The 12,452-nt window shown below is 60.2% G+C and carries 10 protein-coding genes; 7 read left to right on the forward strand and 3 right to left on the reverse strand.

All coding sequences use genetic code 11. The features are described from left to right. Positions 1 to 92: 92 nt before the first annotated feature. Together map and AGR13A_RS11350 are read right to left on the reverse strand one after the other, a co-directional pair. Positions 93 to 845 carry a type I methionyl aminopeptidase gene (gene map, locus AGR13A_RS11345; RefSeq protein WP_080835577.1) on the reverse strand — a complete coding sequence of 251 codons (753 nt, stop codon included), beginning with the start codon at positions 843 to 845 and terminating at the stop codon, positions 93 to 95. A 54-nt stretch (positions 846 to 899) separates the two neighbouring features. Beyond that, a complete protein-coding gene (locus AGR13A_RS11350) occupies positions 900 to 1,961 on the reverse strand; it encodes an LLM class flavin-dependent oxidoreductase (RefSeq protein WP_080835581.1) in 1,062 nt (353 codons plus the stop codon). 208 nt (positions 1,962 to 2,169) lie between these two features. On the opposite strand from AGR13A_RS11350, the gene AGR13A_RS11355 reads away from it, so the two are divergent. The 5 genes from AGR13A_RS11355 to AGR13A_RS11375 all read left to right on the forward strand — a co-directional run bounded on the left by AGR13A_RS11355 (position 2,170) and on the right by AGR13A_RS11375 (position 8,928). Continuing rightward, positions 2,170 to 2,946 carry a 3-hydroxybutyrate dehydrogenase gene (locus AGR13A_RS11355; protein ID WP_080835583.1) on the forward strand — a complete coding sequence of 259 codons (777 nt, stop codon included), beginning with the start codon at positions 2,170 to 2,172 and terminating at the stop codon, positions 2,944 to 2,946. Between the two features lie 138 nt (positions 2,947 to 3,084). After that, the gene (gene xdhA, locus AGR13A_RS11360) at positions 3,085 to 4,554 is read left to right on the forward strand and encodes a xanthine dehydrogenase small subunit (RefSeq protein WP_080836776.1); all 1,470 of its coding nucleotides are present in this window, start codon (positions 3,085 to 3,087) and stop codon (positions 4,552 to 4,554) included. 3 nt (positions 4,555 to 4,557) lie between these two features. After that, positions 4,558 to 6,897: a xanthine dehydrogenase molybdopterin binding subunit gene (gene xdhB, locus AGR13A_RS11365; protein ID WP_167377473.1), complete on the forward strand. Its 2,340-nt coding sequence runs from the start codon at positions 4,558 to 4,560 to the stop codon at positions 6,895 to 6,897. 12 nt (positions 6,898 to 6,909) lie between these two features. Further along, positions 6,910 to 7,764, forward strand: a complete 855-nt coding sequence (xdhC, locus tag AGR13A_RS11370; RefSeq protein ID WP_080835587.1) for a xanthine dehydrogenase accessory protein XdhC — start codon at positions 6,910 to 6,912, stop codon at positions 7,762 to 7,764. Between the two features lie 237 nt (positions 7,765 to 8,001). Next, positions 8,002 to 8,928 (forward strand): LysR substrate-binding domain-containing protein, encoded by a 927-nt coding sequence (locus AGR13A_RS11375; protein WP_080835591.1) that lies wholly within the window; start codon positions 8,002 to 8,004, stop codon positions 8,926 to 8,928. Here AGR13A_RS11375 and AGR13A_RS11380 read toward each other — a convergent pair. Further along, entirely contained in the window at positions 8,904 to 9,242 is a 339-nt protein-coding gene (locus AGR13A_RS11380) for a hypothetical protein (protein ID WP_035220103.1), read from the reverse strand. The two genes, AGR13A_RS11375 and AGR13A_RS11380, sit on opposite strands and share 25 nt — an antisense overlap. Before the next feature lie 566 nt (positions 9,243 to 9,808). Between AGR13A_RS11380 and puuD the strand changes: the two genes are divergently transcribed. Further along, positions 9,809 to 11,071, forward strand: coding sequence for a urate hydroxylase PuuD (gene puuD / locus AGR13A_RS11385; RefSeq protein ID WP_080835594.1), 1,263 nt, complete (start codon positions 9,809 to 9,811; stop codon positions 11,069 to 11,071). Further along, entirely contained in the window at positions 11,068 to 12,378 is a 1,311-nt protein-coding gene (guaD, locus tag AGR13A_RS11390; protein WP_080835598.1) for a guanine deaminase, read from the forward strand. The genes puuD and guaD overlap by 4 nt, the downstream gene beginning before the upstream one ends. Positions 12,379 to 12,452: the final 74 nt, after the last annotated feature.

Genomic DNA, 12,452 nt, shown 5'->3' on the forward strand with positions numbered 1-12,452 from the left:
CAAGGGGCACCCGCTCGCCTCACCCAGGGGCCAAGACGAGATAATGGACGTTTGTAATTTGCCCTTGATGAACGGAAGCCAGTCCCCGACCCTCACTCAGCCAGCGTCAGCACCAGCGGCCCATTCTTGGTCGCAACCACGGTATGCTCATACTGCACCGTCGGCGCGCTCGGATCGCTATAGAGCGTCCAGGGATCGTCATCGCCATCCTCGGCCCAATAGGCGCCCGTCGAGAGAAACGGCTCGACGGTGAACACCATGCCTTCCTGCATGATGCGCCGCTCATCCTTGTCCGGCCAGGTCGCCAGTTCCTTCGGCTCCTCATGCAGCGAGCGGCCGATACCGTGGCTGGCGAGATTGGTGATCAGCGTATAGCGGTTCTTTTTCGCAAAGGCGCCGATGGCATTGCCGATATCGGCGAAAGGCCTGCCGGTCTTCACCTGCTGCAGGCCCGTCCACATGGCGCGCTTGCCATCGCGGCAGAGGCGTTCGATGTCCTTCTTCACCGGCGGCACGGCGAAAGACGAGCCCGTATCGCCGAAAAAGCCATTCTTCACCGCCGAGACATCGATATTGACGAGATCGCCCGCCTTGATGATGCGGCTACCCGGAATGCCGTGGGCCACTTCCTCGTTGACGCTGATGCAGGTCGCACCGGGAAACTTGTAGCAGAATTCCGGCGCCGATTGCGCACCGTTATCCTCCAGCACCTTACGGCCGATGGCATCCAGCTCGGCCGTGGTGATGCCGGGTTCCAGCGCGTCCGCCATGGTCTGCATCGCGACGGCGCACAAACGGCCGATGTCCTTCAGCAGAACCAGTTCTTCTTCGGTGGAAATGACCATGTCTCTGTCCGTCGTTCTGTATGGCGGGTCTCAAAACGCCCGCCTTGGCAATCATCAGGCCGTGGCTTTCACCGGATCGGCGCTCCCCGTCAATTCTTTTCTGACGATAGGGGCGACTTTCGTACCATAAAGCTCGATGCCGCGCATGATCTGATCGTGCGGCATCAGGCCGATGGCCATCTGCAGCAGGAAGCGGTCATTCCTGAACACGCCATGCGCCTTGATGATCTTTTCCGCCACCAGCTCCGGCTCACCGAGGAAGAGATTGCCCTCCGGCCCGCGTGCGGCGTCGAAATGCGCGCGGTTCGTCGGCCCCCAGCCACGCTCGCGGCCGATGCGGTTCATCACGTCCGCCTGCGGGCCGTAAAACTGGTCCGCCGCCTTGTCGGTGGTGTCGGCAATGAAGCCGTGCACATTGATGCTGGTGCGCAGCTTCGTCTTTTCCTGCCCGGCGCGGCGCGCAGCCTCATGATAGAGATCGAACAGCGGCGCAAAGCGGCGATATTCGCCGCCGATGATGGCAAGCGCCACCGGCAGACCCATGGCGCCTGCCCGCGCCACCGATTGCGGCGTGCCGCCAACCGCGATCCACACCGGCAGACGCTCCTGCAAGGGCCGCGGATAAACGCCGCGCCCGTTAATGGCGGGGTGCTTGGTGCCGGACCAAGTGACGATTTCCTGCTCCCGCAGCGCCAAGAGCAGATCGAGCTTTTCGGCGAAGAGCACATCGTAATCCTCGAGATCGTAACCGAACAGCGGGTAGGATTCGATAAAGGACCCGCGCCCCGCCATGATCTCGGCGCGGCCGTTCGAGAGAAGATCGACGGTCGAAAACTGCTGGAACACCCGCACCGGATCATCCGAACTCAAAACCGAAACGGCGCTCGTCAGGCGGATATTCTTCGTCTTCACCGCCGCCGCCGCGAGAACGGTGGAGGGCGAGGAAGCGACATAGTCGGGGCGGTGGTGCTCGCCCAGCCCGAAAACATCGAGCCCGACCTGATCGGCAAGCTCGATTTCCTCCAGGAGATCCTTAAGCCGGCGTGCGCCTTCCGGGCCACGACCATCGGCAGGATTGGGATTGACATCGGCGAATGTGTAAAGACCGAGTTCCATAACGATACCTCTGTTTGCTTGCCTGAGAGATAGGAACGGAAGGCCCCGCACACAAATGCAGAATCTGGATGCTTAGCTTCGAAAAATTGGATGGCCGCAGCCTGTTTCGCCGCTCCACTGTGCTCCCCCGAAATGGGCGATTGCCAGCCCGCCCCCTTTGGGCATACGCTGCTTAAATATGTGCGAAGTAATGCAAAAAGGGGAAAGCATGCATCGGACAGTTATCGTGACAGGCTCCACAAGCGGTATCGGCCTCGGCATCGCCCAGCGATTTGCGCGGGAGGGCGCCAATATCGTGCTGAACGGCTTTGGTGACGAGGACGAGATTGAGAAGCTTCGTCTTCTGCTGGAGGCAGAAAGCGGCGGGCGTGTGCTTTACCACCCGGCGGATATGACGAAACCGGACGAGATCGCCGACCTCATCAATTCCGCCAACGAAAAACTCGGTTCCGTGGATGTGCTCGTCAACAATGCCGGCATCCAGCATATCGCACCCATCGAGGAATTTCCGCCGGAAAAATGGGACTGGATCATCGCCATCAATCTGACCAGTTCCTTCCATACCATGCGGGCTGCGATACCGCTGATGAAGAAGGCCGGAAAAGGCCGTATCATCAACATCGCATCCGCCCACGGTCTCGTCGCCTCGCCGTTCAAATCGGCCTATGTGGCGGCCAAGCACGGCATCATGGGCCTGACGAAGACGGCGGCGCTTGAGCTTGCCCAGACCGGGGTTACCGTCAACGCCATCTGTCCCGGTTATGTGCTCACACCGCTCGTCGAAAAGCAGATACCGGAAATGGCGAAGGTGCGCGGCATCAGCGAAGAGGCGGTGAAGAACGACGTGATGCTGGAACTGCAGGCGACCAAGCAGTTCGTCACCGTCGATGACGTCGCCGCCGCCGCGCTGTTTCTGGCAAGCGATGCCGCAAGCAACATTACCGGCACCCATATTTCCGTGGATGGCGGCTGGACGGCGCAATAATTGCCGGATTTTCTTTCCGCTTTGGAAACAAAGAATTGCCAAAACGGAAATCGATATACGCCTGCGGGCGTGCATATGATGCGCAGGGACAATGACAAGAAACCGGCTCGGCAGCCGGTCAAAAAAGCAGGGCATTGCATGAACGACGCGATCAGCTTCATCCTCAACAGCGAAACCATCTCGCTGAAGGATTTCGGACCGACAGACACGCTTCTCGATTATCTCCGCATCAGCAAGCGGTTGACCGGGACAAAGGAAGGCTGCGCCGAAGGCGACTGTGGCGCCTGCACGGTATTGGTCGGGCGGTTGCTGGATGGTTCGCTGCGTTATGAAAGCGTCAATGCCTGCATCCGCTTTTTAGGTTCGCTGCACGGCACCCATATCGTGACGGTCGAGCATCTGGCCGCCCGCGATGGCACGCTGCACCCCGTGCAGCAGGCGATGGTGGATTTCCACGGCTCGCAATGCGGTTTCTGCACGCCGGGCTTCATCATGTCGCTTTACGGCCTCTGGCTTGCCAGTGAAAACCCCGGCCGCGCCGACATTGAAAAGGCGCTGCAAGGCAACCTCTGTCGATGCACGGGCTATGAGCCGATAGTCCGCGCCGCCGAAAAAATCGCCGCTGCCCGCCCGAGCGCGCTCTTCGACCCGCTGCAACGCGACCGCACCGACATCATGGCAAGGCTCTGGGCCATTCGCGCCAATGAGACGATCATCGTCACCCACGGCGATGACCGCACCATCATTCCGGCGACACTGGCCGAACTGACCGAGATTTACGCTGCTGAGCCGAAAGCGACCATCGTGGCCGGCTCCACCGATGTCGGCCTGTGGGTGACGAAGCAGATGCGGGCGCTGAACCCGGTCATCTTCATCAACAATCTCGGAGATCTGCAAACCATTACCGTGGATGAGGACGGCGTGACACTCGGCGCAGGCGTCACCTACAGCCAGGCCTTCAAGACCATTGCGGAACATTTCCCGCCGCTTGCCCGGCTGTTCGACCGCCTCGGCGGCGAGCAGGTGCGCAATATGGGCACCATCGGCGGCAATATCGCCAACGGTTCGCCCATCGGCGATACGCCTCCGGCGCTGATCGCGCTCGGGGCGACGCTGACCTTGCGATCCTCCTCCGGTAACCGCAGCCTGCCGCTGGAAAGCTATTTCATCGATTACGGCAAACAGGACCGGCTGAGCGGCGAATTCGTCGAAAAGCTCTTCATTCCGTTCCGGACGCCGGAAAGCAGCTATGCCGTCTACAAGATTTCCAAGCGCCGCGACGAGGATATTTCCGCGCTCTGCGGCGCTTTCAACCTGACGCTCGATGCCGATGGCGCGGTCGAAGACATCCGCATCGCCTTCGGCGGCATGGCCGGTACGCCCAAACGCGCCGCGCATCTGGAGGCAGCCCTTCTCGGCAAGCCCTGGCGCCAAGAAACGATCGATGCGGCGCGCGATGTGCTGGACGAGGATTTCACCCCGCTGACCGACTGGCGGGCGACTGCCGAATATCGGCAGCTGACGGCCAAGAACCTGCTGACGCGATTTTTCCTCGAGACTTCGGGACAAAAGCAGGAACTTATGCGTTTTGCACTGGAGGAGGCTTGAACCATGGACACCACAAGCTTCGACAAGACCAAGACCGAAATCGACGGCCCGATGCACGCTTCGCTCCGGCACGATTCCGCCCATAAGCATGTGACGGGCAGCGCCGAATATATCGACGATATTCCCGAACCCGCCGGACTGATCCACGGCGCGCTCGGCCTTGCCGAGCGGGCGCATGCCGAAATCGTCTCGGTGGACCTCTCGGAAGTGGAAAAAACACCCGGCGTGCTCTGGGTCATGGTTGCCAAGGACGTGCCCGGCGAAAACGACATCTCTTCCGGAGGCCGTCACGACGAGCCGTTGCTTGCCGAAACCAAGGTGGAATTCCACGGACAACCGATCTTCGCGGTTTTTGCCGAAACCCGCGATATCGCCAGAAAGGCGGCCCGCAGGGCGAAGATCACCTATAAGGACCTGCCGCATTTCACCGATATCGACACGGCGATTGAAAATGGCGGCGCGCTGGTCATCGATCCGATGACGCTGAAGCGCGGCGATGCCAAGATCGAAATGGATGTCGCACCGCGCCGCCTCACCGGCACCATGCGGATCGGCGGACAGGAGCATTTTTATCTCGAAAGCCACATCGCCATGGCCGTGCCGGGCGAGGATGACGAGGTGACGCTGTGGAGCTCCACCCAGCATCCGAGCGAAATCCAGCACATTGTCAGCCATATGCTTCAGGTGCCGTCCAATGCCGTCACGGTGCAGGTGCGCCGCATGGGCGGCGGTTTCGGCGGCAAGGAGACGCAGGGCAACCAGTTCGCCGCCCTCTGCGCCATCGCCGCCAAGAAGCTGAACCGGGCCGTGAAAATCCGCCCCGACCGCGACGAGGACATGACAGCGACCGGCAAACGCCATGATTTCCGCGTCGATTACGAGCTTGGTTTCGATGAGGAAGGCCGCATCCACGCCGTCGACGCCACCTATGCCGCCCGCTGCGGTTTTTCCTCCGATCTCTCCGGCCCGGTCACGGATCGCGCGCTGTTCCATGCGGATTCCAGCTATTTCTACCCGCATGTGCATCTCACCTCGCGGCCGCTGAAAACCCACACCGTCTCCAACACCGCCTTTCGCGGTTTCGGTGGCCCGCAGGGCATGCTGGGCGCGGAACGTTTCATCGAGGAAATCGCCTATGCGGTGGGCAAGGATCCGCTCGATATCCGCAAGCTGAATTTCTACGGCGAGACCGGCTCGGGCCGCACCACGACGCCCTATCATCAGGAGGTCGAGGACAACATCATCGCCCGCATCGTCGAGGAGCTGGAAACCTCCAGCGACTACCGCGCGCGACGTGAGGCGATCATCGAGCTCAACAAAACGAGCCCGATCATCCGCAAGGGCATCGCGCTCACCCCTGTCAAGTTCGGCATCTCCTTCACCATGACCGCCTTTAATCAGGCGGGTGCGCTGGTACATATCTATAATGACGGCTCCATCCACCTGAACCATGGCGGCACCGAAATGGGCCAGGGCCTTTACACCAAGGTGGCGCAGGTGGTGGCCGATGCCTTCCAGGTGGATATCGGCCGGGTGAAAATCACCGCAACGACCACCGGCAAGGTGCCGAATACCTCGGCCACCGCCGCCTCCTCCGGTACGGACCTGAACGGCATGGCGGCCTATGACGCCGCCCGCCAGATCCGCGAGCGGCTGGTCAAGTTCGCCGCCGAGAACTGGGACGTCCCCGAAGAGGAAGTGGTTTTCCTGCCGAACCGGGTGCGCATCGGCCTTGAGGAAATCGCCTTCAACGATTTCATCAAAAAGGCCTATTTCGCCCGTGTGCAGCTTTCCGCCGCCGGTTTTTACAAGACGCCGAAAATCCACTGGGACCGCGCCGCCGGCCGCGGCACGCCGTTTTATTATTTCGCCTATGGCGCGGCCTGCTCGGAAGTGTCCATCGATACGCTGACCGGCGAATACCTGATGGAACGCACCGATATCCTCCACGATGTCGGCAAGTCGCTGAACCCGGCCATTGATATCGGCCAGGTAGAAGGCGCCTTCGTGCAGGGCATGGGCTGGCTGACGACGGAAGAATTGTGGTGGGATGGCAAGGGACGGCTGCGCACCCACGCGCCTTCTACCTACAAGATCCCGCTCGCCTCCGACCGGCCGAAGAGTTTCAACGTCAAGCTGGCGGAATGGGCGGAAAATGCCGAACCCACCATCGGCCGCTCCAAGGCCGTGGGCGAACCGCCCTTCATGCTGGCGATCTCGGTTCTCGAAGCCCTCTCCATGGCGGTCGCCTCCGTCGCCGATTACAAGGTCTGCCCTCGCCTCGATGCGCCGGCAACGCCTGAACGGGTTCTTATGGCGGTGGAACGGTTGAAGAAGGTGTGAGGGGGCCAACAAATGCCTGACACCTCCCTTTCCAACTTCCTCGCCCGCTTCCCCGCCGCGATCCTCGTGGAAATCGAGGCCGTCAAGGGCTCCTCGCCGCGTGAAGCCGGAATCTTCATGCTGGTAAGTCAGGATGCGCTGTGGGCAACAATCGGTGGCGGACAGTTCGAATATATGGCGATGGACCATGCCCGCGCCATGTTGAGGAGCGGTGCGGCCGAAGACCGTATGGATATTCCGCTCGGCCCGGAAATCGGCCAATGCTGCGGCGGCCGCACCCTCATTCGCTTCCAGCGGGTGACGAAGGAGATCGCGGTCGCTCTTGAGACGCGGCTGAAAGGCGAAGCCGAACAGCAGCCCGCCGTCTTCATTTTCGGGGCGGGTCATGTCGGAAAGGCATTGGCGGAAGCGCTGTCGCTGCTGCCCCTGACGCTGACAGTGGTGGAGACCCGGGAAACGGAGTTGCACGATCTTCCAGCCGATGCCACATCCGTGCTCACTCCCATGCCGGAAGCGCTCGTCGCGAAAATCCCGGCAAACGGGGCAGCGATCATCGTCACCCATGATCACGCGCTCGATTTCCTCATAGCCAAGGAAGCGCTTGCCCGCGACGATCTCGCCTATGTCGGCATGATCGGTTCAAAGACCAAACGCGCCACCTTTTCCCATTGGCTGGAGCGGGAGGGCGAACCGCCTTCCCGCCTTGCAAAACTCACTTTGCCTATCGGTGGCAATAGCGTCAGGGACAAGCGCCCCGCCGTCATAGCGGCCCTTGTGGCAGCCGAGTTGTTGCAAGCATTTTCCGCTGCCGAAATCCGTCGCAACGAAAATCGACACGGCCATCCTCAAGGCCAAGATCACGCCTGAGCCCGTCGGGCAGGCTTTCATCCGCCAGATTGTCCGGCGCAATGCTTTCAAGGGCAAACCGTTCCGCTGTCCGCAGGCCCGCGCGCAGGCGGGACCACGCGCGCAAGAGTGCTGTGCGCATGTTCGTCTCCATTCAAAAATGTCAGAAGCTCAGTTGATGAGTTGGGCTAAAAATGCTCTGATTTATGAGTAAAAACCAATGAAACCTTTGGCGATTAGCATAAAGAGAACTTATCCATGAAAATGTCTCGCCAGTTCCCGCTGAATGCCTTGCGCGTGTTCGAGGCCGCTGCCAGGCATCTGAGTTTCACCAGGGCTGGCGAGGAACTGGGCATGACGCAGACGGCGGTCAGCTATCAGGTGAAGCTGCTGGAGGAGAATATCGGTGAGCCGCTCTTCATACGCAAAGCGCGCCAGGTTCAGTTGACCGAGGCCGGGCAGAAGCTGGCGCCAAGAGTGGCCGAGGCCTTTAACAACCTGCGGGAAGCCGTCGACAATGTGCGTGATACGTCAGACACGACGCTGACCATTCATTCCACCGCCACATTCGCGTCACGCTGGCTTTCACGCCATCTGGGGGCTTTCCAGCTTGAACATCCTTCGATCGCCGTCCGGCTGGAAACCTCCAACACCTTGATCGATTTTGCGCAGTCCGATTGCGATGTCGCCATCCGCTGGAGCAACGACGATGGCAAGGGGTTGATTTATCACCGGCTTGTCAGGGGCGTTTATACGCCGATGCTGCATCCCGACCTTGCCGAAACCATCGGCGGATTAAAAAAGCCGGAGGATCTTCTGCGCCTGCGCATCATCGATCCCGGCGACATCTGGTGGAGCCAATGGTTTCAGGAAGTAGGTGTCGAAAATCCGGGCCTCGACCGTTATCCGCGCAGCCGCCTTAACGTCCAGGCATTCGAAGCCGCGGCGGCCATCGCCAGCCAGGGCGTGGCCATGCTCACCCCTGAGCTTTATGCGGACGAAATTGCACTCGGCCGACTGTATCAGCCCTTCGAGCATCTTAGCAGCGAAGGACAGAACTATTGGCTGGTCTATCCCGAAAACCGCAGGAACATTCGCAAGATAAGACTGTTTCGCGACTGGATATTGCAGCGGATCGAGGAAAGCCGGCCGCAGCCATCTCAATACCCCATGTCCGGCGCATAAAAACAGCGCGGCGTGTCTTCATCCGGGAAGAGGCAGAGGTGATATTCGCCATCCTCAGACCGTCTTGCCTCGCGTTGCGACCAGTTGAAGACATGCCGCCGCGTGACCATGCGATGATCGCCGGGGGCCAGCGACACCTCATAACCATCCGGCGTGACACGAACGCTTCGCGTGGGGATCATCTGGCAATCTCCCGTCTGGGCATCGCCGTTGCAGCAATAGCTTTCATATTTGAACCCCTTATGGGATTCATGGGCAAGCGCTGTGGCGGTGAACGCCAAAAGCAGGAAGAGAACCGTCAGAACAAGGCGCATCGGCATGGTCTCCGTTGAAACAACGGCGGTTGCCGGAAGGTCATTGCGTCCCTTTATTCAAATTCCACACATCAACACGCACCCGGACGCGATGGCACCGGGAACTGCAACACCTGCCCCCTGAACTGCCCCCGCCCCAGGGTTCGCAGCACCCGCTTTCGGCATGAACCGCCAGCGAAACATGTCATGGGAGCCCTGCGCATCGGCTTGAAAATCGAGACCGATTTTCGACAGGAACGATGCGCCACTTAAAAAGTTAGAGCGTCCTCTGCCGCGTCCTTTCGGACGCAGGGCACTCCAAAGCTCCGCAGCCTTTTATTTTAGCACATTGGCAGGCTGCACAAAGGATAATAGCTGAGTCGCGTTAGCCAGCTAAGCACAAACTATGCGACAGCAAATCTCCGCTGCAACTTTACCGGGCCTGCCACCAGAGGCGAGCCACTTCGACCGATGTTGTGGACACAAGCGAACCGGATTGTGAACAATCACCTCCCGCCCTCTGCTTTTCCCTTTCCTAACGGTCAAATTTCTCGCAAGGTGCGCTGCACAAGGATCAGGGGAACCGCATGTACGAATATGCCATTGCGTGGGAATGGATGGCCTTTGCCGTCCGCTGGCTCCACGTCATCACCGCCATCGCCTGGATCGGCTCATCCTTTTATTTCATCGCGCTCGATCTCGGGCTGGTCAAACGGCCGCATCTGCCACCGGGGGCCTATGGCGAGGAATGGCAGGTGCATGGCGGCGGCTTTTATCACATCCAGAAATATCTGGTCGCGCCTGCCCAGATGCCCGAGCACCTGACATGGTTCAAATGGGAAAGCTACGTCACCTGGCTTTCCGGCTTTGCCATGCTCTGCATCGTTTATTACGGCGGCGCGGATCTCTTCCTCATCGACCATTCGGTGCTGGCGCTTACGCAGTTCCAGGCCATCTGTCTGTCGCTCGCCTCGCTTGCCATCGGCTGGCTGTTTTACGATTTCCTCTGCAAATCGCCGCTCGGCAACAATACCTGGGGCCTGATGATCGTGCTTTATGTCGCGCTGGTGGCGATGGCATGGGGTTATACGCAGGTATTCACCGGCCGCGCCGCCTTCCTGCATCTCGGTGCCTTCACTGCCACCATCATGTCGGCGAATGTGTTTTTTATCATCATCCCCAACCAGAAGATCGTCGTTGCCGACCTGATTGCCGGGCGCACGCCGGACCCGAAATATGGCCGCATCGCCAAGCAGCGCTCGCTGCACAACAACTATCTGACGCTGCCCGTCATCTTCTTCATGCTGTCGAACCATTATCCGCTGGCCTTTGCCACGCAGTTTAACTGGATCATCGCGGCACTCGTCTTCCTGATGGGCGTCACCATCCGCCACTGGTTCAATACCACCCATGCCCGCAAGGGCAAGCCGACTTGGACCTGGCTGCTGACCGCCCTCATCTTCATCGTCATCATGTGGCTTTCCACCGTACCGAAGGTGCTGACCGGCGAAGAAGAACAGAAGGCCGCGACGCTGTCGCCGATGCAGCAGCAATTCGTCGCCGACGCCCATTTCGCCAAGGCGCGCGATGTGGTTCAGGGCCGTTGTTCCATGTGCCACGCCGCCGAGCCGGTGTGGGAAGGCGTGCCCTTCACGCCAAAATCGGTGAAGCTCGAAACCGACGAGCAGATCGCCGCCCATGCGCGCGAAATCTATTTGCAAGCCGGCCGCAGCCATGCCATGCCTCCCGGCAACATCACCGCCATCACCCCGGATGAGCGCAAGGTGCTGACCGCATGGTATGAAAGTGCGGTTTCCGGGGCTGGAAAAGCCGAAGGAAAGACTGAATGAGCATGGTTCTGCTGCGTGGCCGCCTGCTGAGCTTCCGCCGCGCGCCGCTCGCAATCGACGATACGCAAAGCTATCTTTACATTGAGGATGGTGGCCTGCTGGTCGAAGACGGCCGGATCGCCGCCATCGGCGAATACGCCGATATCCGCAAGCAGGCCCCCGAAGACATCGAGGAAAAAGATCACCGGCCGCATCTCATCGTGCCGGGCCTGATCGACATGCACCTGCATTTCCCGCAGATGCAGGTCATCGGCTCCTATGCCGCCAACCTGTTGGAATGGCTGAACACCTATACTTTCCCGGAGGAATGCCGCTTCGTCGAAAGCGCCCATGCCCAGCGCATCGCCACGCATTTTTACGACGAGCTCCTGCGCCACGGCACCACCACGGCGGCTGCCTATTGCTCCGTGCACAAGACCTCCGCCGACGCCTTCTTCACTGAGGCCATGAAGCGCAACATGCTGATGGTGGGCGGCAAGGTGATGATGGACCGCAACGCCCCGCAGGGCCTGCTGGACACGCCGGAAACCTCTTATGACGAAACGCGCCAGGTGATTGCCGACTGGCACGGCAAGGGCCGCAACCATGTCGCCATAACACCGCGCTTCGCCATCACCTCCACCCCGAAGCAGATGGAAGCCGCCCAGGCGCTGGCGCAGGAATTCCCCGATCTCTTCATCCAGACGCATCTCTCGGAAAATCTCGACGAGATCAAATATACCTGCGAGCTTTACCCCGAAGCGACCGACTATACCGATATCTATGTGCGCTACGGCCTGATGGGCAAAAAGACCCTGCTCGGCCACGCCATCCACCTCTCGGAGCGCGAGGCGGACGTGCTCTCGGAAACCGGCGCGGTGGCCGTGCATTGCCCCACCTCGAACCTCTTCATCGGCTCCGGTCTCTTCCCGATGAAAAAACTGCAGCGGCGTGAAAAGCCGGTGCGCATCGCGGTTGCGACCGATATCGGCGGCGGATCGAGCTATTCCATGCTGCGCACCATGGATGAGGCCTACAAGATCCAGCAATTGCTGGGCGAGCGCCTCAACCCGCTGGAAAGCTGGTATCTGATGACGCGCGGTAATGCCGAGGCCCTCTCGATGGTCGACCGCATCGGCACGCTGGACGCCGGCACGGACGCCGACATCACGGTGCTGAACGCTTCCTCGACACCCGCCATGGCGCTGAAGATGGAAGTGGTGAACAGCCTGACGGAAGAACTCTTCCTGATGCTGACCATGGGCGACGATCGCACGGTGGTGGAAACCTATGTGGCCGGCAGGGCGATGAAGAGCGTGCTGGCATAGTTCGGCTGAGGCCGAAACATAAAGCCGCCGACTCACTTACACAGTCATATATTGAATCGAGCGGGTGCCTCGCC

It is taken from the genome of Agrobacterium genomosp. 13 str. CFBP 6927 (assembly GCA_900012615.1).
In the GTDB taxonomy this organism is placed as follows: Bacteria; Pseudomonadota; Alphaproteobacteria; order Rhizobiales; family Rhizobiaceae; genus Agrobacterium.

Coding starts and splice junctions, on each gene's coding strand:
- map (WP_080835577.1), bottom strand. CDS start 845: ATGGTCATTTCCACCGAAGAAGAACTGGTTCTGCTGAAGGACATCGGC.
- AGR13A_RS11350 (WP_080835581.1), bottom strand. CDS start 1,961: ATGGAACTCGGTCTTTACACATTCGCCGATGTCAATCCCAATCCTGCC.
- AGR13A_RS11355 (WP_080835583.1), top strand. CDS start 2,170: ATGCATCGGACAGTTATCGTGACAGGCTCCACAAGCGGTATCGGCCTC.
- xdhA (WP_080836776.1), top strand. CDS start 3,085: ATGAACGACGCGATCAGCTTCATCCTCAACAGCGAAACCATCTCGCTG.
- xdhB (WP_167377473.1), top strand. CDS start 4,558: ATGGACACCACAAGCTTCGACAAGACCAAGACCGAAATCGACGGCCCG.
- xdhC (WP_080835587.1), top strand. CDS start 6,910: ATGCCTGACACCTCCCTTTCCAACTTCCTCGCCCGCTTCCCCGCCGCG.
- AGR13A_RS11375 (WP_080835591.1), top strand. CDS start 8,002: ATGAAAATGTCTCGCCAGTTCCCGCTGAATGCCTTGCGCGTGTTCGAG.
- AGR13A_RS11380 (WP_035220103.1), bottom strand. CDS start 9,242: ATGCGCCTTGTTCTGACGGTTCTCTTCCTGCTTTTGGCGTTCACCGCC.
- puuD (WP_080835594.1), top strand. CDS start 9,809: ATGTACGAATATGCCATTGCGTGGGAATGGATGGCCTTTGCCGTCCGC.
- guaD (WP_080835598.1), top strand. CDS start 11,068: ATGAGCATGGTTCTGCTGCGTGGCCGCCTGCTGAGCTTCCGCCGCGCG.